Source organism: Chelatococcus albus, from assembly GCF_030067675.1.
Lineage (GTDB): Bacteria > Pseudomonadota > Alphaproteobacteria > Rhizobiales > Beijerinckiaceae > Chelatococcus_A > Chelatococcus_A albus.
This window is the reverse complement of sequence record NZ_JASJEV010000001.1, coordinates 26,309-49,600: the sequence shown is the minus strand read 5'-3', so window position 1 is coordinate 49,600 and position 23,292 is coordinate 26,309. Positions and strand designations below refer to the sequence as shown.

The 23,292-nt window shown below is 69.8% G+C and carries 21 protein-coding genes; 10 read left to right on the top strand and 11 right to left on the bottom strand.

All coding sequences use genetic code 11. The features are described from left to right. Window positions 1-5: 5 nt before the first annotated feature. Genes QNA08_RS00220 through QNA08_RS00210 form a run of 3 tightly spaced genes read right to left on the bottom strand, consistent with a single transcriptional unit; the run spans window position 6 to window position 3,329 of the window. Window positions 6-818, bottom strand: coding sequence for a GNAT family N-acetyltransferase (locus QNA08_RS00220; protein ID WP_283738679.1), 813 nt, complete (start codon window positions 816-818; stop codon window positions 6-8). Then, on the bottom strand, window positions 815-2,158 hold the full coding sequence (locus QNA08_RS00215) for a lysine N(6)-hydroxylase/L-ornithine N(5)-oxygenase family protein (RefSeq protein ID WP_283738678.1): 1,344 nt from the start codon (window positions 2,156-2,158) through the stop codon (window positions 815-817). Before QNA08_RS00215 ends, QNA08_RS00220 begins: the two co-directional genes overlap by 4 nt. A gap of 28 nt (window positions 2,159-2,186) precedes the next feature. Beyond that, complete coding sequence (locus QNA08_RS00210; protein ID WP_283738677.1) at window positions 2,187-3,329, bottom strand: GNAT family N-acetyltransferase; 1,143 nt, start codon at window positions 3,327-3,329, stop codon at window positions 2,187-2,189. Window positions 3,330-3,485: 156 nt separating this feature from the next. On the opposite strand from QNA08_RS00210, the gene QNA08_RS00205 reads away from it, so the two are divergent. After that, the gene (locus tag QNA08_RS00205) at window positions 3,486-6,353 is read left to right on the top strand and encodes an MbtH family protein (RefSeq protein ID WP_283738676.1); all 2,868 of its coding nucleotides are present in this window, start codon (window positions 3,486-3,488) and stop codon (window positions 6,351-6,353) included. Window positions 6,354-6,581: 228 nt separating this feature from the next. Further along, complete coding sequence (locus QNA08_RS00200; RefSeq protein WP_422679840.1) at window positions 6,582-7,394, top strand: ATP-binding cassette domain-containing protein; 813 nt, start codon at window positions 6,582-6,584, stop codon at window positions 7,392-7,394. A gap of 84 nt (window positions 7,395-7,478) precedes the next feature. On the opposite strand, the gene QNA08_RS00195 is transcribed toward QNA08_RS00200, so the two are convergent. Together QNA08_RS00195 and QNA08_RS00190 are read right to left on the bottom strand one after the other, a co-directional pair. Then, the gene (locus tag QNA08_RS00195; RefSeq protein ID WP_283738675.1) at window positions 7,479-7,697 is read right to left on the bottom strand and encodes a LysE family transporter; all 219 of its coding nucleotides are present in this window, start codon (window positions 7,695-7,697) and stop codon (window positions 7,479-7,481) included. A gap of 87 nt (window positions 7,698-7,784) precedes the next feature. After that, on the bottom strand, window positions 7,785-8,381 hold the full coding sequence (locus QNA08_RS00190; RefSeq protein ID WP_283738674.1) for a LysE family translocator: 597 nt from the start codon (window positions 8,379-8,381) through the stop codon (window positions 7,785-7,787). A 91-nt stretch (window positions 8,382-8,472) separates the two neighbouring features. Between QNA08_RS00190 and QNA08_RS18955 the strand changes: the two genes are divergently transcribed. The 7 genes from QNA08_RS18955 to QNA08_RS00160 all read left to right on the top strand — a co-directional run bounded on the left by QNA08_RS18955 (window position 8,473) and on the right by QNA08_RS00160 (window position 14,114). Beyond that, window positions 8,473-9,231, top strand: a complete 759-nt coding sequence (locus QNA08_RS18955; protein WP_340321244.1) for an aminotransferase-like domain-containing protein — start codon at window positions 8,473-8,475, stop codon at window positions 9,229-9,231. After that, window positions 9,228-9,842 carry an aminotransferase class I/II-fold pyridoxal phosphate-dependent enzyme gene (locus QNA08_RS18950; protein WP_340321242.1) on the top strand — a complete coding sequence of 205 codons (615 nt, stop codon included), beginning with the start codon at window positions 9,228-9,230 and terminating at the stop codon, window positions 9,840-9,842. Before QNA08_RS18955 ends, QNA08_RS18950 begins: the two co-directional genes overlap by 4 nt. A gap of 146 nt (window positions 9,843-9,988) precedes the next feature. After that, window positions 9,989-10,606, top strand: coding sequence for a TetR/AcrR family transcriptional regulator (locus QNA08_RS00180; protein ID WP_283738673.1), 618 nt, complete (start codon window positions 9,989-9,991; stop codon window positions 10,604-10,606). Beyond that, window positions 10,603-11,814, top strand: a complete 1,212-nt coding sequence (locus QNA08_RS00175) for an ABC transporter permease (RefSeq protein WP_283738672.1) — start codon at window positions 10,603-10,605, stop codon at window positions 11,812-11,814. The genes QNA08_RS00180 and QNA08_RS00175 overlap by 4 nt, the downstream gene beginning before the upstream one ends. Next, complete coding sequence (locus tag QNA08_RS00170) at window positions 11,811-12,569, top strand: ABC transporter ATP-binding protein (protein WP_283738671.1); 759 nt, start codon at window positions 11,811-11,813, stop codon at window positions 12,567-12,569. Before QNA08_RS00175 ends, QNA08_RS00170 begins: the two co-directional genes overlap by 4 nt. Before the next feature lie 13 nt (window positions 12,570-12,582). Beyond that, window positions 12,583-13,506: an efflux RND transporter periplasmic adaptor subunit gene (locus QNA08_RS00165; protein WP_283738670.1), complete on the top strand. Its 924-nt coding sequence runs from the start codon at window positions 12,583-12,585 to the stop codon at window positions 13,504-13,506. Window positions 13,507-13,775: 269 nt separating this feature from the next. Next, a complete protein-coding gene (locus QNA08_RS00160) occupies window positions 13,776-14,114 on the top strand; it encodes a hypothetical protein (protein ID WP_283738669.1) in 339 nt (112 codons plus the stop codon). Window positions 14,115-14,326: 212 nt separating this feature from the next. Here QNA08_RS00160 and QNA08_RS00155 read toward each other — a convergent pair whose 3' ends face one another. From QNA08_RS00155 to QNA08_RS00140, 4 genes are all read right to left on the bottom strand, one after another. Then, a complete protein-coding gene (locus QNA08_RS00155; RefSeq protein WP_283738668.1) occupies window positions 14,327-14,776 on the bottom strand; it encodes a hypothetical protein in 450 nt (149 codons plus the stop codon). A gap of 155 nt (window positions 14,777-14,931) precedes the next feature. Beyond that, window positions 14,932-15,147: a hypothetical protein gene (locus QNA08_RS00150; protein ID WP_283738667.1), complete on the bottom strand. Its 216-nt coding sequence runs from the start codon at window positions 15,145-15,147 to the stop codon at window positions 14,932-14,934. A gap of 531 nt (window positions 15,148-15,678) precedes the next feature. Next, a complete protein-coding gene (locus QNA08_RS00145; protein WP_283738666.1) occupies window positions 15,679-17,022 on the bottom strand; it encodes a sigma-54-dependent transcriptional regulator in 1,344 nt (447 codons plus the stop codon). Further along, window positions 17,019-18,893 carry a sensor histidine kinase gene (locus tag QNA08_RS00140; RefSeq protein ID WP_283738665.1) on the bottom strand — a complete coding sequence of 625 codons (1,875 nt, stop codon included), beginning with the start codon at window positions 18,891-18,893 and terminating at the stop codon, window positions 17,019-17,021. The genes QNA08_RS00145 and QNA08_RS00140 overlap by 4 nt, the downstream gene beginning before the upstream one ends. Before the next feature lie 309 nt (window positions 18,894-19,202). Here QNA08_RS00140 and QNA08_RS00135 point away from each other — a divergent pair, with 309 nt between their 5' ends. Continuing rightward, window positions 19,203-20,555, top strand: a complete 1,353-nt coding sequence (locus QNA08_RS00135) for a dicarboxylate/amino acid:cation symporter (RefSeq protein WP_283739282.1) — start codon at window positions 19,203-19,205, stop codon at window positions 20,553-20,555. A 74-nt stretch (window positions 20,556-20,629) separates the two neighbouring features. Here QNA08_RS00135 and QNA08_RS00130 read toward each other — a convergent pair whose 3' ends face one another. Continuing rightward, window positions 20,630-22,369 (bottom strand): M14 family zinc carboxypeptidase, encoded by a 1,740-nt coding sequence (locus QNA08_RS00130; protein ID WP_283739281.1) that lies wholly within the window; start codon window positions 22,367-22,369, stop codon window positions 20,630-20,632. 52 nt (window positions 22,370-22,421) lie between these two features. Beyond that, complete coding sequence (locus QNA08_RS00125; RefSeq protein ID WP_283738664.1) at window positions 22,422-23,288, bottom strand: ABC transporter permease; 867 nt, start codon at window positions 23,286-23,288, stop codon at window positions 22,422-22,424. Window positions 23,289-23,292: the final 4 nt, after the last annotated feature.

Below are 23,292 nucleotides of genomic sequence, written 5' to 3'. Positions count from 1 at the left end.
GAGCCTCAGTCCGGATCGAGGCAGACGAGGAAGGGCGAGAACGCCGTGCGAAAACCAGCCCGGGCGTACAACCGCTCGAGATGCGTGCCCGCCGCACATTGCAGGAACACGTGCGTGCAGCCTAGCGCCGCCGCGTGGTCGACCACGTGGCGCGCGAGAGCCTCGCCGATGCCCCGGCGCTGGTGCGAGCGGAGCGTCCCGACATTGTAGAGGCCTGCCAGCCGCCCTTCGACGTGGAGCGTGGCGCAGGCCACGGGCTCCCCGGCCTCGAAGATCACGAAATGGCGGCTCAGGATGCGCGCCGGCAGCCGGCTGGCCATGAGCGCCGGCACATAGAAGCACCGCACATGGGCGTCGATGGCCTCCGTGGCGTGGCAGCCGGCGAAGACCTGGAAGAAATGCGGGTCGGGCGCCGCCGCCTCGGTCACGGAAGCCGACAGGCCGAGCACCGGCAGTTCTCCGTTGTCGCTGCGCGTACAGGGGGCCACCATCCACCGCGCCGGATAGACCGTCGCACGCTCTGCCTCGCCGATCCGGGCCGCCGCTTCGTCCGCGGCGAGAAGGGCGGGCGCGCGGGCCCTTTCGCGCGCCATCCGCACGAGCCAGCCGACATCGGAGGGCCCGAGGCGAACCGCGAAGTTCATGGTCACGTCGGGGACATGCGCGGACCAGGCGTAGATCGCTCGCCCGGGTCCGGCCACCACCTCCGGGAGATAGCTGCCCGAGAGCATGCGCAGGTGCGCCGCGACGAGTACATCTGCGCTCGGAGCGGTGGCACGCGGCCCGTCCGGCTTCGTCACCGCCCGCGTCATGCTCATGAGGACGCCGCCACACGCATGGCCCGCGCGAACCGCCCCGGCAGAACCGGGCTGCTCGGTCGGGCCCTCAGCCCGACGAGGGCCTCGGCGATCTCGCGGGCGCGCACGGCGATCACGGACAGGAGGCTGTCGCTCAGCCCGTGCGTCGTTTCGGAAAGCCCCTGGAGGAAGATCGCCGGCTCGCAGTCGTCCGTGGTCCGCAGCCGATAGTGCCGGTCGACCGAAAGCCCGCGGAGATAGGGCCCAAGATGCTGCAGGAAGCGCGGGTCTGGATCGCGGCGATAGCCCGTCGCGAGGATGACGGCGTCATAGGCCCGCCGTTCCGGCGGGCCGCCCTGCCGGTCGCGCAGGGTCAGGGCGATGCCCTCCGCATCCGCAGCAGCCTCCAGGACTTCGCAGCCGCTCAGAACGGTGAGCCGCCTCTCGCCTTCCACGCGCTGCTCGTAGAGGACGTCATAGACCCTCTGGATGAGGTCGAGATCGACGACCGCGTAGTTGGTGTTGCGGAACTCGTCGAGGAAAGCCCGGCGCGCCTCCTGCGACTGGCGAAAGAAGATGTCCGTTCCCGCCGGGCTGAAGATCTCGTTGACGAAGGGGCTGTCGTCGGCGGGCTTCAGGGCGCGGGCGCGCAGAACAAGATCGGCGCGCAGCCGCGAGAAGCGGCCGTGCAGGTCCATGAGGATTTCCGCCGCGCTCTGCCCGCCGCCGATCACAGCGACCCGGGAGGCCGGCCGGTCGGCGAGGCCGAGCCCGGCAATGCCGTCGAGATAGCCGGAGGAGTGGAGGATGCGCGCATCCGCGGCGAAGGGGACGAAACAATCGGGCACGCTCGGCGTGCCGCCCGCGGCGATGACGATGTTCCGCGCGCGGCGCACGCGCTCCCCGCCGGCCGCCGACCGTGAGCGCACATCGAGGGCGACGACCAGGCCGTGGGCGACATGCGGCTCGATGGCCACGACCTCCTCGCCATAGCTGCAATGGCTGTCGAACCGCGACGCCGCCCAGCGCAGGTAATCGTTGAACTCGACGCGGCTCGGAAAGAACGTCTTGCGATTGATGAAGGCTTCCAGCCTCCCCTTCTCGTGCAGGTAGTTGACGAAGGTGAAGGGGCTCGTCGGATCGCGCAGCGACACGAGGTCCTTGAGGAAGGAGATCTGCATGTCGCTGCCCGGCAGCAGCATGCCGCCGTGCCAGGTCAAGCGGGGCTGCCTCTCGACGAAATGGAAGGAGAGGCCCGGCTGGTCGCGCCGGGCGATCTCGTCGAGCGCGATGGCGAGCGCCAGGTTGGAGGGGCCGAAGCCGACGCCGATCACGTCGTGGATCCGGTCATGAGCGTTCATGGATACACCTGCCGGTTGAAGGATGATGTCACGCCCCGACTGGCAATGCGGTCTCGCGCGCGGCGATCCGCACCCGCCGCGGTGCGGCGCCCGCTCCCTCCCGCGGCGGCTCCGGCTCGGCCGCGGGGTTCCACAACCGGTCGCTGAAGAAGCGCTCGCGCAGCAGCATGACGAGCAGCGCCCGCTTGTGCGGGAAGTCGAACTGCTTGACCTTGGCGAAGCCCGCCTTGTCGAGATTGCGGATCTGCTGGTGGTGGTCCGCCCGCGGCTCGCCGACGATGCGCTGGGTGCGGCAATCGTCGAGGAAGAGGTAGTGCATCAGCGAGGGCAGCCATGCCGCGATCCATTGCCGGCCGCGATAGGCCTCCTCGCCGATGAGCACATGCCAGCCGCGGTCGTAGTCCTCCGCGTCGTAGAAGGGGCCGAGGCGGTTCTCCTTCGCCCAGTAGACCTCGAAATAGCCGAAGGGCACGCCGTCGAAGCACCCGACGAGCGGCAGCATGTGGGGATCGGTGATGAGCCCGGCGAGATAGGCCCGGTGCTTCCCGATATCGCCCTCCTCGTTCCAGACGGCGGCGACACGCGGATCGTTCATCCAGCGGTTGAGGCGGGCGAGATCGGCGTCGAGGGTCGCGGCGCGGAAGGTGAGCGTCTGCCCGAGCCAGGGGATGTGGCGCGCATAGACCTCGCCCTCGGGCTTCGGTGCCCGCAGGGGGTGGCGCCGCCCCGCCGTCAGGACATGATGCGGGGGAAAGGGCGCGGCGAGGGGCGGTCGCAGCCAGAGTTGCGGCAGCTGCCAGAGGAGCGAGGCCCGCACCTCGAGCCCTCCCCCTTCGCCGGCAAGTGCTGCGCCGCTGCGCAGAAGGGCGGCGCGCAGCGGGGCCCAGCTGTCGGCATCGAGCGCCACGCCTTCGCGCTGCGGTTCCAGGGCGAAGAGGGCCTCGAACCCGGCGAGCGCGGCGCGAAGCTGCGTGTCCGGTGCTTCGGTGCCCGCCTGCCGCAACGCCAGGCGCCCTTCCCCGCCAGCTTCGAGGGCGAGCGTGACCAGGGGCCTGCCATCCTCCTGCACGACGAAGGAGCCGCCGGAGCGCAGGGTCGTGACCCGCCCGGCTCCCTCGGCGTTGAAGGACGTGAATGCGGTCTCGCCTGATGTGCGGTGCGCAATGCCCATGGCCGTCCCTTTCGTCACGCGTCGAAGGAACGACGAATGCGGCTGGGGGATTTTTCACGACGACTGCGGGACGATCGCCGCCGGCGGCAGGATCTCCGAAATTTTCCGCCGCCTCGTCCGTCTTAGGAACACGGCCGAAGCAGGACGGGACGCGCAATGGCGATCGACGACGAGGACACCATCTTCGACGTGGTGGTGAACGGTGCGGAGCAATTCTCGATCTGGCTCCGCGGCCACGCGACGCCGGACGGCTGGCGGTCAACCGGCTTCACCGGGACGCGCGAGGCATGCTGCGCTCATATCGACGTCATCTGGGGAGACATGCGGCCGCGCCGGCTGCGTGACTTCCTCGCCGGCCCCGCGGTCCACCCCGCCTGGCAGGCCGGCCCGGGGGCGCCGGCCCCGGTGCACCGCCTGATCGCCGACCATGCCCGCGTCCGCCCGGACGCCCCGGCCGTGATCCAGGGCGACGAGACCGTCAGCTTCGCCGCCCTCGATGCCGAGGCCAATCGTCTTGCCCGGCATCTCCTCGCGCTCGGCCTTGCGCCCGAGATGCGCGTCGGCGTCGCGCTCGAGCGCTCACCGGCCATGATCGTGGCCTTCCTCGCCGTGCTCAAGGCGGGAGGCGCCTTCGTGCCGGTGGATCCCGGCCACCCGGCCGAGCGCATCGCCCATGTGCTCGGGGACGCGGGCGTCACCCTCGTCCTGATCGAGCGCCGCCTCGCCGCCCGGCTGCCGGACCTGCCCGGCACGATGCTCGTGGCCTGCGACGGGCCGGCGCCATCGGCCATGCCCGGCACGGACCCCGATGTGCCGGTCCATCCCGACCAGCTCGCCTATCTCATCTATACCTCCGGCTCCACGGGACGGCCGAAGGGCGTCGCCGTGGCGCACGGCCCGCTCGCGGCCCATTGCCTCGCGACCGGCGACCTCTACGACATGACGCCGCTGTCACGCGAACTGCATTTCCTGTCGGTGAGCTTCGACGGCGCGCACGAGCGCTGGATGGTGCCGCTCGCCTTCGGCGGCAGCATTGTGCTGCGCGACCAGGACCTGTGGAGCGCCGGCGAAACCCTCGCCGCCATGGGGCGCCACGGCGTCACGAATGCGGGCTTTCCGCCGCGCTACCTGCATCAGGTTGCCGAATGGGCCGAGGAGGTGGGTTCGGCACCGCCCGTGCGGCTCTATTCCTTCGGTGGCGAGGGCATGTCGCCGGCGACCTTCGCACTCGTCAAGCGCGCCCTCCGACCGCAATGGCTCATCAACGGCTACGGGCCGACCGAGGCGGTCATCTCGCCGCTTGCCTGGAAGGTGCCGGCCAGCGAGAGCTTCACGGGGGCCTATGCCCCGATCGGCCGGGCTGTCGGCCCCCGCCACGCCTACATTCTGGACGAGCGGCTCGCCCCGGTCCCGGAGGGCTCCGTCGGCGAGCTCTTCATCGGCGGCGACGGTCTTGCCCGCGGCTACCATCGGCGGCCGGGTGCCACGGCCGAGCGCTTCCTGCCGGATCCCTTCGCCGGCGGCGGCGGGCGCATGTATCGCACAGGCGATCTCGTGCGCCGGCGGGAGGATGGCGCCATCGACTACCTCGGCCGCCGCGACCAGCAGGTGAAGCTGCGCGGCTTCCGCATCGAGCTCGGCGAGGTCGAGGCTCGGCTGGCTGAACTCGAGGCGGTGAGCGCCTCGGCCGCCGCACTGCGCGAGGGGCCGGGCGGTTCCATGCTCGTCGGCTACGTGGTTCCCGCGGCCGGCGCGCAGATGGAGCCGACCGCCCTGCGCACGGCGCTGGCCCGCAGCCTGCCGGACTATATGGTGCCCTCGCGCATCGTGGTCCTCGACAGCCTGCCCTTCACGCCGAACGGCAAGCTCGACAGGGCCGCCCTGCCCGCCCCGGACATCGAGACCGCGTCCCTTCTCCCGCCGCGCACGGCTATGGAGAGCGACATCGCCGACATCTGGCAGGAGGTGCTCGGCCTGCGAGCCGTGGGCATCGACCAGAACTTCTTCGAGCTCGGCGGCAATTCGCTCACGGCGCTCAAGGTGTTGAGCCGCCTCGCGGGCCTCTTCCCGGACAGGGGGATCACCATCGCCCAGCTCTTCAATCACCAGACGGTGGCGGAGCTCGCCGCCGCCATCGCCGCAGGAGCGGCCGGGGAGCCCGAGGTCGTCCACATGCGGCGCAGCGGCAGCCGCCCGATGCTCTACTGCTTCCCCGGCCTCCTCGTCAGCACGCGCGAATATGCGAAGCTCGTGGCGCATCTCGGGCCCGATCAGCCGGCCACGGCCTTCATCTGCTACTCGCTGACACAGGACAAGACGCGAACCGCGAGCGTCGAGGAGCTCGCGGGCCGCTACGCCGACCACATCCGCCGGGCGAGCGGCGGCGTGCCCTGCACCCTGCTCGGCTGGTCATGGGGCGGCATCCTCGCCTACGAGACAGCCCGGCTCCTGGGCACGAGCGTCGAGATGAACTTCGTCGGCATGCTCGACGTCTGCGCCCTCGATGCGGAATTCGCGGTCAATGCCGAGGTCGTCCTCGATCCTTCCGATCGCGCCATGCTCGAGCGCCGGATCGCCGCCTGGCTCGGGCGCACGCGGATGCGCGCCGGCTGGGAGAGCCTCTTCGCGCGCATGGACGCCGACGTCTACACGCGCTTCCTCGCCTACGTGCACAACAGCAAGGAAGATCTGCCGCTCGACGGTCCGGACATCGGCAGCCGCGAGCACATCTTCTGGACGCTGATCGAGAATGCGATGATCTTCCGCAACTACCGGATGGAGCGTTTCGACTGCCCCATCCATGCCTGGATCGCGGAGGAATCGATCCGCCGAGGCTTCAAGCTGATCGACTGGCGGGACTATTCGAACCGGGTGGAGCGCGTGGAGGTCGTCCCCGGGACCGATCACCTCAATATCGTCACGGCCGAGGCGTTCCACGCGAGTTTCGCCGCCAGCGTGGAGGCGAACCTGACGGGCCGTGCCGCGTCTCGCCGACAGCTGCGCCTTGCGGCGGTGGCGCGATGAAGACGAGGCCGCCGTGGTCCGCCTGGCGGGATCCCGGCGCGGCGGCCGGCCGCGTCGGCGCGAGCCGGATGAATCGAGCACTGAAAGGGTTCTGGGCTCGGATGTTCAGATGCAACTTGATTGGGCGGCACCGTGAACCTGCGTGTATTCCCCGATAGCGGCACCGAGGCCGAACGCCGACCGGCTCCCGCCGGGGCAACTTCCGATGTGATCGACCCGGCAACGGCTCTGGGCATCGCGCGGCCGGCCGGTGCCGGGCGCCATGACGTGCCGCTGTTCGCGCTCGAGCGCGTGTCCTTTTCCGTCGCGGGCCGTGCCCTCCTCGAGCCGCTGACGCTGGAGATTCCGTCGCGCCGCGTGCTCGGCCTGATCGGACACAATGGCTCCGGGAAATCGACGCTCCTGAAGATCCTCGCGCGCCAGCATCCTCCCTCCGGCGGCAGCATCCGCTTCGAGGGCCGGGACGTGAAGGATTGGGGCGACCGCGCCTTCGCCCGCAAGGTCGCCTATCTGCCGCAGGCGCTGCCGCCGGCGTCCGGCATGCTGGTCAAGGAACTGGTGGCGCTGGGACGCTACCCGTGGCACGGCGCGCTCGGGCGCTTCGGCGCGACCGACCGCGACAAGGTCGACGAGGCGATGGCACTCACCGACACCGCCCCGTTCGCCGACCGGCTGGTCGACACCCTGTCGGGCGGAGAACGCCAGCGCGCCTGGCTCGCGATGCTGGTGGCGCAGGATGCGGAATGCCTACTGCTCGACGAGCCGACCTCCGCCCTCGACATCGCCCACCAGATCGAGGTGCTGTCGCTCGTTCACCGGCTGTCGAAGGACAAGGGGCTCGGCATTCTCGTGGTCCTGCACGACGTGAACATGGCGGCGCGCTTCTGCGACGAGATCATCGCCCTTCATACCGGCCGGCTCGTCGCGCGCGGCGCGCCCGGCGACATCATGACCGCCGAAGAGCTCCGCAATATCTACGGCATCGCCATGGACGTCCTGCCCCATCCGTCGACCGGCCTGCCCGTCGCGGTCGCCCGGTAGCAGGGAACCCGATCCAAGGGCGGCGACCGCTTGTTCCGACCGGGGTGCACGGCAAGGCCGGCACGGGGCGGCGGTGACAGAAAGCTACCGATCCAGGACGAGGCGCAGGCCGAAGGCGGCCAGCAGCCCCCACGTCAGGGAACCGCAGCAAATGCCGAGCCCGAGCGCCATGCCCGCCCTGCGCCCGGAGCCCATTGCAGTGCCCATGGTGGCCATGAGCGCCGGCCCGGGGCTGACGGTGGCGAGTGCGAAGGCCGCCCAGGCCACGAGAATGCCCTGCGTATAGTCGCCGAAGATAGCCATGGGAGCGTCCCTGCTTGACCCTGCGGTTATCGCCGGCTCTTGCCGCAGCAGTCGAGGACCAGCCCCGCCGCGGTGCGGCAAAGGCGGCTACCCGATCACGATCGGGATCACGCTCATGGCCATGAGCGCTGCCATGAGCAGGTTGAACCATCTGAGCCTGGCCGCATGCGCCAGCAGCCGCCGCAGCATCGTGCCGAACGTGGCCCACAGCGCCACGCAGGGCCAGTTCAAGAGGCTGAAGAGAGCGGCGACGACGAGCATGGACAGGAACGGGCTCGCCTTGTCCGTGTAGAGTGCCATGCCGGAGAGCGCCATCACCCACGCCTTCGGATTGACCCACTGAAAGAAGGCGGCCTCCGTGAAGGTGAGCGGGCGGCTCCTCGCCTCCTCGTTCCCGATGGATCGGCTCAGCGCGAGACGATAGGCGAGGTAGAAAAGACAGACGGCGCTGATCCCCGTCAGCGCCACATGGAGCGTGGGCCAGGCGGTGAGCAGGCCGCCGATGCCGGCGCCCACGGCCAGCAACAGGAGGAAGAACCCGAACGAGATTCCCAAGGAATGCGGCAGGGTGCGTGCAAGACCGAAGTTCACGCCGGAGGCCAGCAGCATGAGATTGTCGGGACCCGGCGTAACGGAGGTCACGACGGAGAAGATCCCCAGCGAAATCAGGATCTCGGGATTCATGCTCTTTCAGCCCGAGGAACAGTTTCGGCCGGCGAAGGCGGCTTGCCGTCACCCTAGGGGAGATGTGACACTTTTTGAGACATGATCGATCATGCGTATCGCATCTCCCTGGCATCCACGCCTTGCCGACATAGCCGCGCCTCCCTCCGAACGGCTGGTGGCGGCGCTGGCCGACGACATCATTGAAGGCCGCCTGGAGGCTGGCGCACGGCTGCCCGCGCACCGCGACCTCGCCTGGCGGCTCGGGATCGGCATCGGCACGGTGACGAAGGCCTATGGCGTGCTGGAGCGGCGCGGCCTGACCCGCAGCGTCAAGGGACACGGCACCTTCATGGCGGCGATCGCCGCGCGCAACTGCCCGGTCATCGACCTTTCCATCAACACGCCGCCCGCCATGCTGAGCGAACGGGTGCTGGCGAAAACGCTCATCGCCGCGGCGAGGAATCTCGATCCGCATCTCTTCACCCTCTATCCCCCCGCCGCCGGCCACGACGAGCATCGCCGTCTGATGTCGCGCTGGTTGGCGCCTCTGGGGATGGAAGCCGATGCCTCGCGGCTCCTCCTGACGAACGGCGCGCAGCAGGCCTTGTCGGTGGCCTTCGGCGTGGCCTGCGGCCCAGGCGGGACGATCCTGACCGAGGCACTGACCTATCCGGGCGCGATCGCCCTCGCCCGCCACGCGGGCTACCGGCTGCGCCGCCTGACGATCGATGGGGAGGGCATCGTTCCGGAGGCGCTGGAGGCCGCGCTTGCGACCTGCGACCGAACCCCCATCGGGCTCTACGTCACCCCCACCATGCACAACCCGACGACCGCCACGATGAGCGAAGCGCGGCGCGGGCGATCGTGAAGCTCTGCCGCGCCCACGACGTGACGATCATCGAGGACGACGTCTATGCCCTGGCCGCGACTGCGGGCGCGCCGCCCCTTGCCATGCTGGCGCCGGAGCGGACCTTCTACGTCAACGGCCTGTCGAAAACGCTGAGCCCCGGGCTCAGGATCGGCGTGCTGGCGCCGCCACCGGGCCTCGTCGAGCAGGCGGAGACCGTGCTGAGGGCGACGGCGCTCATGGTCTCGCCCCTCTCCTGCGTGGTGATGGAGCAATGGCTGGCCGATGGCATCGCGGCGGTGGTCACTGCGTCCATCCGCGTAGAGGCGGCGCGCCGGCGTTCGCTCGCCGCCTCGGTCCTGGGCGAGGCCATGGTTCATCCGAGTCGCGACGGCTTCCATGTCTGGCTGCCGATGACCCGTGCGCGCGCCGAGCAGGTGACGCTGGCCGCCGCGGCCACCGGCATCGCCGTCACGCCGCCGGGCGCCATCGCCACCGCTCCGGACCGGGTGGAGAGCGGCATTCGCCTCTGCCTTGGAGGACCACCGCTCGCCGACCTCGCGCGTGCCCTCGGCATGCTGGCGAAGATGCTCGCGAGGCCGGAAGGCCATTCACCGCATGTGAGCGGCTAGATCACCCCTGCCGGGCAGCGGACGCCGGCGCAGGCGCTCGTAACATTTTCGCAAGGCGCGTGATCCAGGCAACTTGCGGACCGGGATACTCCATCGTATATCGAATGTTCATTCGATAAATGAGTATTCGATAAATCAGAGCCGAGATGCGCCGCCCCAACCAGGAACTGCATGCCGACCGGCGCGCCCGGATCCTCGCGGCGGCGATGCGCGTCTTCATTCGCAAGGGCCTGCAGAACGCCACCATGCCCGACATCGCGGCGGAAGCCGGGATGAGCGTCGCCAATCTCTATCACTACGTCCGCTCCAAGGATGCGATCCTCGACGCCTTCGCCGAGGAGGAGAGGCGCGAAACGCTGGCGGCCGTCGCGGCCCTCGAAAGGGCCGAGGATCTGGTCGGCGAGCTCCTTGCGACCGTCGAGCACTATCTCAGGCGGGAGGACAATGCGGAGTTCGTCATCGGGCTGGAGATCGCCGTCGAAGCCTGCCGGAACCCGGCCATGCGCAAGGTCTATGTCGCGCTCGACCGCGAGGTGATCGACCGCTTCTCCTCCCTGCTCGAACGGGCGCGGGACGAAGGTCGCCTCGTTGCCGACCTGGACGCGCGCGCCGCGGCGACCGTCATCCTCGGCACGATCGAAGGGGTTTTCTGGCGCCGCGGCTTCGACGACGCCTTCGACTTCGAGGCCAATCTCGCCGAGCTGCGCCGCATGCTCGCCGCCTATCTGCGTCCCCTGCGTGCCACGACCGGAGGGCGCACGTGACGATCGCGCTGCGCCAGCCCGGTCCGACGGGCACCACGCTCCCTGTGGCGCCGAAGGTGCCACCGCATCCGGGCACCGTGTCGCTCGCCCGGTCGAGCCTGCTCTACGAGTGGAAGCGCTACCTCGCCGCGGTCCTCGCTGTCGCGTTCTCGGGCCTGCTCGTCATCGTGCAGGTGGGGCTGCTTGTCGGCATGTTCGCAACGGCCACACAGGTGGTGGACAGGGCGCGCGCCGACCTGTGGGTCGTCGAGGGCAAGACGCTCTCCTTCGACCTGGCGCGCGACATGCCGGCGCGCATCGAGATGCGCCTGCGCGCTCATCCCGCCGTCGCCACCGTGCAGTCCATGGCCATCACTGGTGGCGACTGGCGCGGACCGGGCGGCGGCAAGGTGCTCGTCTTGGTCACCGGCTTCGACGTGACCGACGGTTCGCTGAGCCTTCCGCGCGATTTCGACGAGGCCAAGCGGCTCGCGCTGCGGGAGGTCGGGGCCGTCATCGTCGACGAGATCGACCTCGCAAAGCTCGGGGTCGGGGTCGGCGACATCGCGGAGATCAACGGCCGGCGCGTGCGCGTTGTCGGCACGACGAGCGGCATGCGAGCGATCGGCGGCGCCAATGTCTTCGCGTCCAAGGCGACCGTCGCCTCGCTGAGCACGTCCCCCGGCAGCGGAGCGGAAACGCAGAGCTATTTCCTCATCAAACTGCAGAGCCCGGATGCCGTGGACGCCGTGCAGGAGCAGCTGCAGGCCCTGTCGTCGGGCGATGAGTTCAAGGTGCTGAAGCCCGACGAACTGTCGGTCATGACGCAGCTCTACTGGTTGATCGAATCCGGAGCCGGAGCCGGATTCGGCTTTTCCGCCCTGCTCGGCCTCATCGTCGGCATCGCCATCACCAGTCAGACGCTGCGCGGCGCCATCCTCACGTCGCTGCGGGAGTATGCCACGCTGCGCGCGCTCGGCGTGCCCGTGCGGGCCTTGCGGCGCGTCGTCATGGAGCAGTCCCTCTGGGTGGGCCTGGCGGGCCTCCTCGTGACTGCCGTAACCACCTGGGTGGTCGCAGCGCTCGCTGCGGCCGCCACGGTCGCGATCGCCTTCCCCTGGTGGAGCATGGTGGGGACGGCCGCCTTCACGCTGGCCGTGGCCCTCGTCTCCGGCCTCTTCTCCCTGAGGCCGCTCTACCGCACCGAACCGGCGGAGCTGCTCCGATGACCATGCACGCTCTCGTCCCGTCCCCTGATGCGACCCGAGCGACGCCGGCCGTGACGGCGCGCGGCGTCGACAAGTCGTTCGGCGCCGGTGCCGCGCGCAACCACGTCCTCAAGGCGATCGACATCGCCATCCACCCTGGCGAGCTGACCCTCATCATGGGCCCTTCGGGCTGCGGCAAGTCGACCCTGCTTGCCGTGCTCTCGGGGCTGCTGCGCCCCGACGCGGGGTCTGTCGAGGTGCTCGGCACGGCACTGTGGGACCTCGACGACGACGGTCTCGACGCCTTCCGCCTGGCTCACTGCGGCTTCGTCTTCCAGGGCTTCAACCTGTTCGGCGCCTTGACGGCCCTCGAGCAGGTGATGCTGCCGCTGAACTACGCGGGCGTCACCGGCCGCGCCGCCGTGGAGCAGGCTTACGCCGCCCTGTGCGACGTCGGCCTCGGCCCGCAGGCCGGCCTGCGCCCGTCGGAGCTCTCCGGCGGCCAGAAGCAGCGCGTCGCCGTCGCCCGCGCCTTCGTCAAGGACCCCGCCCTCGTCTTCGCCGACGAGCCCACCTCCGCGCTCGACAAGGAGAACGGACAGGTCGTCGTCGGCCTCCTGCACCGTGCGGCGCGCGAGCGCGGCGCCACCGTGCTCTGCGTCACGCACGACCCGCGCCTCGTCGCCCATGCCGATCGGCTGCTGCGCATGGAGGACGGGCGCATCACCGCCGACGGCCCGGCCCCGGCCGCCCCTTCCGGGCACTCCCCCTATTGACGAGCCCTTGCAAATGACATTGCGCCGACACCCTTCCGCCATGGGGCGCGCAGCCGCTCTCGCCCTTGCCCTCCTCCTTGCCGTCGACGGCGCCGTCGCGGGCCCGGCAACGGTCCAGGGGGGAGGCCGGCCCGCTCCGGTCGTCGTCGCCCGCGGCATCGTCGACGTCGACGGCGGCCTCATCCAGATCGCCGCCGCGCGCGACGGCGTCGTCCGTGAGGTGCTGGCCGAGGAAGGCCAGGCGGTGAAGCGCGATGCCGTCCTCGCCCGGATCGACGACCGCATCCCGCGCGTGCAGGCAGCCGTTGCCGCCGCCGAGCTCGCCCAGGCTCGCGCCGGCCTGAAGCCGATCGAGCTCCGGCTGGCGGCGGCCAGGCGCGAAGTTGCACGGCTCGAGCCGCTCGTCGCCGGAAAGACGGCCGCCGCCAAGCTCCTCGATGCCCAGCGCGACCAGGTGCACGCCGCCGAGGCCGAGCTCGAGCTGCAACAGGCCGCCGTCGGGCTCGCGGAGGCCAAGCTCCAATCCGCCGAGCTCGAAGTGGAACAGCGCATCGTGCGGGCGCCCCTGGATGGCGTTGTGGTCCGCCGCCTCGCCCGGCCCGGCGACGGCATCTCGACCCTCAACGTCACGACCCTGTTCTGGCTGGCGCCGGCCACGCCTCTCCTGGTACGCGCCGAGATCGAGGAGCAGTCGGCTGCCCTCGTCAAGGCCGGGCAAGCCGTCGAGATCGCGCTCGAGCCCGACGAGCGTCAGCGCTTCCGGGGTGCGGTGCAGCGCGTCGGCCGTGCCTTCGCGCCCCGGCGCACGACCGTCTACGACACGCGCGAGCGCTCGGACGTGCGCGTCGTGGAAGTGGTGGTCGCCTTCGATGCCGGCACCGCCGAGCTCCTGCTCGGCCAGCGCGTCATCGTGCGCATCGAAACCGGCGGTTCCTGAGCCCCGGTGCCATGCACGCCTCCCGCACCAGGGAGCTCGCTGCCGTCGAGGTTGCCCGAAACGACGGCGGCCCTCGACCGCCGGCCATCGTCGACGCGATCACGGCGAACGAGCCCGGAGGCGGGCCTTGCCCGCCGCAGCGTCCCCTGTTACCCCCTGATGCCGGACCGGCGCTGCCGCGGTTCCGACGGGCGCAATCGGGCTCGACGCTGCACCGCGCGCCCCGCCGCGCACCTTGACGGTCGAGGCATCCATTTTCGGAGATCACGATGCGCATTCCGCTCGCCAGCGTGATGCTGGCCCTCCTCACGGCCACAGCACCAGCCGCGGCCAAGCCCGTGCACCCATGCGCATCGCAGGCTGCGCAGCAGGCGCTGAAACTCCTCAAATTCCAGAGCGACGAGGACGACCGCGCGGAGGTCTTCAAGGACCGGGTGAAGTCGATCGGCACCATCAAGGCGCTGCGCGGCAACGGACGTTTCGACGTGATCGAGGTGCCCGGTGCGATCTACAAGACCGATTACCGCATGCGGCTCATCTATGCGCAGATTCCCGGCCAATGTGTCCTGATGGGCCAGGAAGTGCTCGAGGAGAGCGATCCCTACTGAAAAGCGGACGAGGCGGGGCGGCGGCCGATCGCCCGGGATTCCGCTGGTCGAGAACGGCTCGGCCGAGACGCCTGTGCCCGGCGCCTCGGCCGGCTATGGCTGGCTCTTCCTCCCCCACCCGGCGCGTCAGCGGGACGGGCCACTGACCGGTCACGCACCGAGACATGACATCGCGGAATGGACGGGAAGGCGGCCGCACACGACGAACGACCCTATCCGACCCATTTCGCCGCGAGCTGTCGAACCTGCCGCCACAGCAGACCGACGATGCCGCCACCGGCGATCACGCGCAGACGTTCGGCGGTTTCCTTTCCGGTCATGCCGCCGTGATAGTGGCAGTCACACAAGAGGCGATGTCCCTGCCCTTGCGTGAGCCCGAAGAAGTCGAGCGCCGCACCGAACTCGTCGCTGGCGAGCCCTTCCTCTCGAAGGACCGGATCGTTGAAGGCGACGACGAGCGGCGAACTGTCCCGACGCATGTGCATGCGCTCGTGCCACGGAACGAATTCGATCCTCTCGAGCGGCAGCAGGCGGCCGTCGAACGACTCCAACAGGGATGCCCAGCGCTCGAGGCGCTCGCGCCTCGACATGCGGGGGCGAGCCTCGGGCAGCGGGCCCGTATCAGCCACGCGGCTGAGTTCGTCGAGTGTCCGGTGCTCCATGATACCCTCCACTGTTCAGGGCTGCGGCTTCACCCGGCGCCCGCGGAGGCTCGTGCGTCGACAAGAGGAGCTGCGCTCTTCGGCGTCTGCGATGCAGCGACCGTCACCGCCGTTTCCGGCATCGGGGAGGCGCTGCGCAGCGACCGGACGGCTGATCACGCCGCCTGCTGATCCATGGGCGACGGCCGCCGTGCCTTGGAGGCGGCATCGGCTGGTCCGCCGCGACCGGTTGGGGGGCGATCGACGCCTTCCCTCAGTGCCAGCAATTCCTCGGGACGCACTCCGTCACTTGCCATGACGAGTCGAACGATAGGCTCGGCCAGCGCTTCCTCGATGGTGATTTCCGGGACAGAGTCGTTGACCGATCCCATGACGACCTCCCTCTTCGCGGGCCGCCTCTTGCGGGCTCTTGCCTAATACGAAAGTCCAATATGCGGCGGCTGGCAACCCTCGATTTGAGCATCCGGTGTCATCGTAGGCGGCGGCGAGCCGTCTCCCGTCGCGCCGGGCCTCGACACTCGCTCCCTGCGACATCGTCCGTCCCCGGAAATGGACCGCCAGGAGAGCGATGGCCCGATGACCTGGACCCGCGGCCAAACCCGCAATCAACTCAGAACATTTTATTATTTTTCAATGGCCTGAAGCCGCTTTCCTCAACCTGATGTTCAGGTCCTTTCAACGGGACAGCCGGGCCTTGGTCGACGCGCCGGCTGGCCCTCCGATTGCAAGGCCAGCGCCCGATGCCGATCACGCGCCGCACGTCGACGTGAAGTCCCGGACACGATGGGAGGGATGTTGGGCAACCTGCCAGGACCGACGCTGCCGTTCGCCCCTGCCCCGCAGGCGGAACTGCGGTGGCCCGGCAGGCAGGGGTCCGGCTCCCCGCGATCCCATTTCCGGTTTCACCGGTCCCTGGCGTAGCGGCCGCGGTCGATGCCGTGGCGGGCGAGCTTGTCGTAGAAGGTCTTGCGGGGAATGCCGAGCGCCTCGATCGTCGAGCGCACGTCACCGCCGTTGGCCGCGAGCGCCTCACGGATCAGCTCCGCCTCATAGGCCTCGATCCGCTGCGGCAGGCTCGTGCCGGCCGCCGCACGGGCGGCAGGCCCGTCCTCAGCGAGGCCGAGGGCGACCCGTTCGGCGAAATGCGCAAGCTCGCGCACGTTGCCCGGCCAGTCGTGTTCGAGGAGGCGGCGGCGGACGGCCTCCGTCACCGCCGGCGGCTCGCTCCGGAAGCGCTCGGCCGCCCGGGTGAGGAAATGGGCAAAGAGCAGCGGCACGTCGGCCCGCCGCTCGCGCAGGGGCGGGATGCGGATCGTCACGACATTGAGGCGGTAGAAGAGATCCTCGCGGAAATCGGCGCGGCGCGCCGGGTCGCCGAGATCGACCTTGGTCGCGGCCACGACGCGCAGGTCCACCGGCCTCACCTCGTTGGTGCCGAGTGGCGTCACTTCGCGCGCTTCGAGCACGCGTAAGAGCCTGACCTGCAGGGAAGCGGGCATGCTCTCGATCTCGTCGAGGAAGAGCGTGCCGCCGTCTGCGTGTTCGATGCGGCCGATGCGCTTGCGCTGGGCGCCGGTGAAGGCTCCGGGCTCGTGGCCGAAGAGCTCGCTCTCGATGACGCTTTCCGGCAGGGCACCGCAATTGACGGCGACGAAGGGGCGATCGCGCCGGCGGCTCAGGCGGTGGAGTTGGCCGGCCACGACCTCCTTGCCGGTGCCGGTCTCGCCCTCGACAAGCACGTCGACATCGGCGTCGGCGATATGGCGGATCGTGTGGCGCAGCCGCTCCATGGCCGGAGTGTCGCCGATGAGCGGCAGGTCCTCGGCGGCGCGCTCGACGGCGCGGCGCAGCCTGCGGTTCTCGAGGACGAGCTCTCGCTTCTCGAGCGCACGCCGCACGCTGGCCACGAGCCGCTCGGCGGCATAGGGCTTGGCGACGAAATCGTAGACGCCCTCGCGCATGGCCTCGACCGCCATGGCTATGTCGCCGTGGCCGGTGACGAGGATGACCGGCAGGTCGGGATCGACGGTCTTGAGGCGTGCGAAGAGCTGCAGCCCGTCCATGCGCGGCATGCGGATGTCGCTGACGACGATGCCGGGAAAATCCGCGCCGACGGTGGCAAGCGCCTCCTCGGCACCGGCGAAGGGCAGTGCCTCGAATCCGGCGAGTTCGAGGCTCTGCACGTTGGCGCGGCGCAGGTCCTCGTCGTCGTCGACGAAGGCGACGCGGCGGCAGGGCTCGCTCATGTGGACCTCTTCAGGCTGATGGTGAAAACGGCACCTCCGCCGGGCTCGCTCCGGCCCACGAGCTCCCCGCCGAACTCGGCGACGATGTCGTGGGAGATCACGAGGCCGAGCCCGAGGCCGGACGGTTTGGTGGTGCGGAAGGGCGTGAAGAGCGCCGCCATGACCTCGGAGGCGATGCCCGGGCCGTTGTCGCGGACGCTGATGTGGACGCTCTCGTGCCCGGCCTCGACGGCGACACCGATCCGCGGATCGGGCCGGCCCACCAAGGCGTCGAGCGCGTTCTGCAGGAGATTGACGAGCACCTGTTCGAGGCGCACGCGCTCGGCCACGACCGCAAGGCCCGCGGGCATCGCTTCCCGCGTCAGCGTCACACCCTGCTGGCGCAGGCGGCTGCCCACGAGGAGCAGGGCGCCGTCAATCGCCTCCGCAACACTTGCCGCACCCACACGCCCCGTCGCCTTGCGCGAGAAGGCGCGCAGCTCGTCCGTGATGCGGCCGATGCGTTCGGTCAGCCCCGCGATGGTCGCGAGATTGTCGCGCGCCGGCGCCGCCTCCCCGCGCGCGAGGAAGAGCGCCGCATTGTCGGCATAGGTGCGGATCGTCGCCACCGGCTGGTTGATCTCGTGGGCAACGCCCGCCGCGATCTGCCCCAGGAGGGCGAGCTTGTTGGCCTGCACCAGCTCGTCCTGAAGGGTCTGCAGCTCGGTCTCCGCCCGCCGCCGCTCCTCCATCTCGTGAACGAGGCGCTCGTTGGCGGCGGACAGCTCGACGGTGCGGGCCGCGACCTGCCGCTCCAGCTCGGCGCGGGCGACAAGGGCCGCCGCCGCGGTGGCGGCCGCGCGCTGACGTCGGTAGAGCATGATGCCGGCCGCACCCGCGGCGAGGATGACGAGGAGCGCCGTGCCCAGTTGCGCCGCCGCCATGGCGCCGCGCACCGCAGGCTCGGTCGAGCCGAGCAGGTGCAGGGTCCAGGGGGTGGACGGCACCGGCAGCGCGAGATCGAGATAGCCTGCGGGCGCCCGCGCCCCGGGCAGCACAGCCTCGACCGCGTCCTCCCGGCCCGCGAGCGCCGCCGGCCGCGGCGGCAGTCGGGACAGGGGCGCGCCGCCGAACTGGAGGCTGGCACGGATTTCGGCCGGGGCGTCGGGCGCGATCGGCGTCAGCGTCAGGAAGCGCCATTCGGGCACGCTGGTGACGAGGACGATGTTCCGCCGGTCGGTGACGTAGACCGGCTCCCCGAGCCGGCGCCAGTCCTCCTCGACGGCGTCGAACTCCACCTTGACGACGATGACGCCGAGCGCCCCGCCCGCTCCCTCGACGCGGCGGGAAATGTAGAGCCCCGGGCGCCCGCTCACCGTGCCGAGGGCGAAATGCTCACCGGTGCCGGTTTCCATCGCCCGGCGAAAATAGGGACGGAAGCTGTAGTCGTTGCCGACGAAACTCGTCGGCTCGCGCCAGTTGCTCGCCGCGACGGTCATACCGTGCCGGTCGAGCAGATAGATGACGGCGGCGCGCGTGCCGGCGCTCAGATGTTCGAGCTTCGGGTTGAGCGCGATGATCTTCGCCGCCTCGGCCGTGTCGAGGGCGGCGATCACGTCGGGGTCGGCGGCAAGCACCGCAGGCAGCGAGCGCTGCTTCTCGAGCTCGCTCCGCAGCACGGCGACGTCGAGAGCGGCGGCGGCGCGGCCGCGGGCCTCGACCTGCGCGAGCGCGCGCTCCCGCGCGACATGGCCCGCGAGCCACACGCCGCCGACGAGCAGAATGACGACGGAGGCGGCGAAGGCGAGCCACGGCCCGTGCGCCACCTGGCGCCCGGCCCGGCCCGGGGCGCTCGCGAGAGCGGCCCGCCCCTCCTGCGAACCGACGTCCAATGGCCCTCCCCGATGATCGGAACCTGTGCCCTCGCGGGTCGCTGCACTTGTGCGGACTATCGCACAATCCTGGCGGATGGCGAGCGAAAATCCGCACGCACACCGCCCACCCCCTCAAGACCATCCAGAAAATCCATTTTATTTCAAATACATGAACCGAGACGCCGCAGTCATCCCCGCTGGCACGTGCCTTGCCAGCGCCATGGCGGCCGCCGGACGAATCCGAACGGAACGGGCGGCCATCCCATGGAAACGCTAGGCCTTTCGCCATCCCGACCGGGCGGCGGGGGTCCAGGGAGGACGCCGATGATGAACGTGCAGGATATCCGCGCAGCCGATGGCGAGCCGCGCCGGCGCAAGCTCTACCAGCACCTCTACGTGCAGGTGCTCGTCGCCATCGCCGCCGGCGTGACGCTCGGCCACTTCTACCCGAGCCTGGGCGCCGACCTGAAGCCGCTCGGCGACGGCTTCATCAAGCTCGTCAAGATGATCATCGCTCCGGTGATCTTTCTCACGGTGACGACGGGAATCGCCGGCATGCGCGACATCGAGAAGGTCGGGCGCGTCGCCGGCAAGGCGATGATCTACTTCCTCACCTTCTCGACCCTCGCCCTCATCGTCGGCCTCGTGGTCGGCAACGTGGTGGCCCCCGGCAGCGGCCTGCACATCGACCCGGCGGCGCTCGACCGAAAGGCGGTGGCGGCCTACACGCAGCAGGCGCATGACCAGACAATCACGGGCTTCCTCCTGAACATCATCCCCTCGACCGTGGTCGGCGCCTTCTCCTCGGGCGACATTCTCCAGGTGCTGTTCTTCTCGGTCCTCTTCGGCATCGCGCTCGCGAGCGTCGGCGACAGGGCGGCGCCGGTCGTGTCGGTCCTCCAGGCGGTCGCGCAGGCCATGTTCAAGATGGTCGCCATCCTCATGAAGGCGGCGCCCATCGGTGCCTTCGGCGCCATGGCCTTCACCATCGGCAAGTTCGGCATCGGCTCGGTCGCCAATCTCGCCATGCTGATCGCCACCTTCTACCTGACGTCGCTCCTGTTCGTCGTCGTCGTGCTCGGGGCGGTCGCGCGCTACAACGGCTTCTCGCTCTTCAAGCTCGTGCGCTACGTCAAGGAGGAGCTCCTGCTCGTCCTCGGCACCTCCTCGTCGGAAGCGGCCCTGCCGAGCCTCATCGACAAGCTGGAGCGGGCGGGCTGCCGCAAGTCAGTGGTCGGGCTCGTGGTGCCGACCGGCTACTCCTTCAATCTCGACGGCACCAACATCTACATGACGCTCGCCGCACTGTTCATCGCCCAGGCGACGGACGTGCACCTGTCCCTCGGCGAGCAGTTCCTCCTGCTGCTCATCGCCATGCTGAGCTCCAAGGGCGCGGCCGGCGTCACCGGTGCGGGCTTCATCACGCTCGCAGCGACGCTGTCGGTGGTGCCCTCCGTGCCCGTGGCGGGCATGGCGCTCATCCTGGGCATCGACCGCTTCATGTCCGAGTGCCGGGCGCTCACCAACTTCATCGGCAATGCAGTGGCGACCATCGTGGTGGCGCGCTGGGAGGGCGAGCTCGACCGCGATCGCCTCATCGCCGCGCTCGACGGCAGGCTGCCGGCGCCCGTCGAGGAGGATGTGGCGGATCCGGACGTCGTTCTCGCGCCCGCCGCCTGAGGCCAGGCGCAAGGCCACCCTCCTCGGATGGCGGGCCGGCCCGCCGTCCGACGGCACAGCTGCGTGTCCGCCCGTCAGGCCGCCATGGCGCCTGCCATGTGCAGCTCGACCGCGGCCAGGACGGTGTTCATCTGCGCCTCGTGACCGAGATGGAAGGCGTCGCCATAGACCGTCTCGTCCGGGTGCTCGGTGATGAGGGTGAAGGGGAAGATCTGCCGCTCGTTCTCCGCGATCAGGCAGGGAATGTCATTGTAGACGGCGAAGGGCACTTCGCCGGCGTGCACGCGATAGGTCGCAAGCTGCGCGCGGTTGTAGGCGACAAGCCTCTCGTCCTGCGCCAGCCGCCCGGTCAGGCGAACGATGAAGTCCCTCGCCTGCGCGCCCAGGCCCGGATGGTGGCGCATGATGAGGAAGAAGCCCTTGGGGATGCTCCACAGCTCGAAGCCGCGTGGCAGATAGCCGGACAGGGGCCGCGTCCACTCGTGCGCGGGATAGCCGTGCAGGTTGATGTGCAGCGTCGCGCCCGTGCGGCGCAGCGCCTCCAGCCGCGCGGCACGCTCGAACAGAGGTTCCTTCTCGCGGTATTCCAGGTCGTCGCCCAACGCCGTGTAGCGAGCGGCGTGGTGCATGTGCCGCGGATTATCGCGGCGCAGGTGGCGGTGGAGCGCGTAGCCGTCCGGGTTCTCCAGCGGGATCAGGGCGAAATGCGCGTTCGGTTCGGCTCTGAGCCGCCGCGCGGCGCGCAGGGCGCCGACCACTCCCGTCGTCTCGTTGGCATGCTGGCCGGCGGTGATGACGACGCCGGGGTCACTGCCGGCGACATGGGTGCCGCGCACCGCCCGTCCCTCGCGCGAGCGGGCCTCGAAGGGCTCTCCGCCGAGGGCGGCGAGTTCGTCCTCGATCTGCCGGAAGGAGAGCGGCGTGCCCGCCGTCTCCAGCGGCACCGCCGGCTCGGGATGCTCGCCGCGCCCGTCGAAGGGGCGGATCGCGACGCGCAGGCGCGGCGCGGCGCCCGCCCTCACCTCCGGCACGATCTGCCCCGGCTGCAGGCCGCGATCACCGAGCGGACGACCGGAATGCCGCTGGAAGAACTCGAGCAGGGAGAAGTAGAGGTCCTCGTGCAGCGCCTCACGGGTGCTCATGCACTCGTCGAAATAGGGCAGCGGCCGCTCGATGCCCGGGATCGTGACGGCGATCTCGAGCGCCTCAAAGTAGGGCTCCTCCCTCCCCCACGGATGCCGGCATACCGCGTCGACGGCACGGTGAAAGATCGTCTCGAACTCGGTCTCGACCGGTTCGTCGATCACGGGCAGCTCCATCCCGACCGGCGTCACCCGCAGCCAGCCGCAGGGATGCAGCACCTGCTTGCCGACATGATCGGTACGGACGACGTTGGGCGCAAACACCCGTCGTTCGACACTGCGGCCGTCGGCGTAGCCGAGTGTCACGGTGTAGGAGAGATCGGCGCCGCCCGCCACGAAAGTCAGCTCGACGCCATCGAGCAGGGCATGCAGTGGATAGGCTTCGAGCAGGAAGCGCTGCGGCGCAGCCTCCGGCCGTACGGGATAGCGCACGCAGACACGCGTCAGGCCCGTGCGCTCCACCTCCTCAAGGAATACGTGCACCAGCGGCTTGTAGGCGCTGCGCAGCGTTGCGGCGACGCCCGCGGCGGCAAGCCGCCGTTCCGCCGCCCGCCGTTCGGCCTCGTCCTCGAACAGCCATGCTTCGACGCGGGCACCGCGGTGTGAGGCTTCCAGCCGCGCGATCAGGGTGTCGAGCGTGCGCTCCACGCTGGCATCGAGAAGAACCGTCATCGTCATGCCCATTCTGCCCTCGGTGGCCGATGGTGTCCGCTGATGTCCGGCTTCAGGCCTTGGAGGTCGGGTCGAGGAAGTCGCGCAGCCAGTCGCCGAGCAGGTTGAGGCCGAGGACCGTGAGCATGATGGCGAGGCCGGGAAAGACGCTGACCCACCACGCCGTCTGCAGATAGCTGCGCCCGTCGGCGAGCATGCCGCCCCAGCTCGGGATCATCGGGTCGACGCCGAGGCCGAGGAAGGTCAGCGAGCTTTCAAGCAGGATGTTGTTGGCGACGTTGAGCGTCATCAGGATCAGCACCGGACCGTAGGCGTTCGGCAGGATGTGGTGCAGCAGGATCCTGAGGTCGCGCACACCGAAGGACCGGGCCGACTGGATGAACTCGCGGTCGCGCAGCGAGAGCACGGAGGCGCGCATGACGCGCGCGTACTGCACCCACTGCGCGATGATCATGAAGAGGATCAGGTTCCAGAGGTCGGCACCGAGGATCGCCGTGAAGGTGATGGCGAGCAGGATGAAGGGCAGCGCGAGCTGGACGTCGGCGAAGCGCATCAGGATCATGTCCCAGACGCCCCGGTAGTAGCCGGCGACGAGGCCCATCACCGTGCCCACGACGACGGCGCCGAGCACCGACAGGAAGCCGACCGTCAGCGAGATCTTGCCACCGACGACGACGCGCGCCAGCACGTCGCGCCCCAGCGGATCAGTCCCCAGCGGATGCGCCCAGCTCTGGAACGGCGGCGTCAGGCGCGCCGTGAGATCCATCGCATCGCCGCCGTCAGGGAAGATGAGCCCCGAGGCGAGCACGAGGCCGATCATCGCCACGGTCAGGACGGCGCCGAGGATGAACTCCAGGCTCCGGAGGCGGCGCAGCCAGATGCGAACAGTGCCGGGAGCCTCTATTTCGACGGTCGACATGAGG

Bases quoted from the DNA above. Each gene is read 5' to 3' on its own strand.
- QNA08_RS00220 (WP_283738679.1), bottom strand. From the start codon at position 818: ATGAGCATGACGCGGGCGGTGACGAAGCCGGACGGGCCGCGTGCCACC.
- QNA08_RS00215 (WP_283738678.1), bottom strand. From the start codon at position 2,158: ATGAACGCTCATGACCGGATCCACGACGTGATCGGCGTCGGCTTCGGC.
- QNA08_RS00210 (WP_283738677.1), bottom strand. From the start codon at position 3,329: ATGGGCATTGCGCACCGCACATCAGGCGAGACCGCATTCACGTCCTTC.
- QNA08_RS00205 (WP_283738676.1), top strand. From the start codon at position 3,486: ATGGCGATCGACGACGAGGACACCATCTTCGACGTGGTGGTGAACGGT.
- QNA08_RS00195 (WP_283738675.1), bottom strand. From the start codon at position 7,697: ATGGCTATCTTCGGCGACTATACGCAGGGCATTCTCGTGGCCTGGGCG.
- QNA08_RS00190 (WP_283738674.1), bottom strand. From the start codon at position 8,381: ATGAATCCCGAGATCCTGATTTCGCTGGGGATCTTCTCCGTCGTGACC.
- QNA08_RS18955 (WP_340321244.1), top strand. From the start codon at position 8,473: ATGCGTATCGCATCTCCCTGGCATCCACGCCTTGCCGACATAGCCGCG.
- QNA08_RS00180 (WP_283738673.1), top strand. From the start codon at position 9,989: ATGCGCCGCCCCAACCAGGAACTGCATGCCGACCGGCGCGCCCGGATC.
- QNA08_RS00170 (WP_283738671.1), top strand. From the start codon at position 11,811: ATGACCATGCACGCTCTCGTCCCGTCCCCTGATGCGACCCGAGCGACG.
- QNA08_RS00165 (WP_283738670.1), top strand. From the start codon at position 12,583: ATGACATTGCGCCGACACCCTTCCGCCATGGGGCGCGCAGCCGCTCTC.
- QNA08_RS00160 (WP_283738669.1), top strand. From the start codon at position 13,776: ATGCGCATTCCGCTCGCCAGCGTGATGCTGGCCCTCCTCACGGCCACA.
- QNA08_RS00155 (WP_283738668.1), bottom strand. From the start codon at position 14,776: ATGGAGCACCGGACACTCGACGAACTCAGCCGCGTGGCTGATACGGGC.
- QNA08_RS00150 (WP_283738667.1), bottom strand. From the start codon at position 15,147: ATGGGATCGGTCAACGACTCTGTCCCGGAAATCACCATCGAGGAAGCG.
- QNA08_RS00145 (WP_283738666.1), bottom strand. From the start codon at position 17,022: ATGAGCGAGCCCTGCCGCCGCGTCGCCTTCGTCGACGACGACGAGGAC.
- QNA08_RS00135 (WP_283739282.1), top strand. From the start codon at position 19,203: ATGAACGTGCAGGATATCCGCGCAGCCGATGGCGAGCCGCGCCGGCGC.
- QNA08_RS00130 (WP_283739281.1), bottom strand. From the start codon at position 22,369: ATGACGGTTCTTCTCGATGCCAGCGTGGAGCGCACGCTCGACACCCTG.
- QNA08_RS00125 (WP_283738664.1), bottom strand. From the start codon at position 23,288: ATGTCGACCGTCGAAATAGAGGCTCCCGGCACTGTTCGCATCTGGCTG.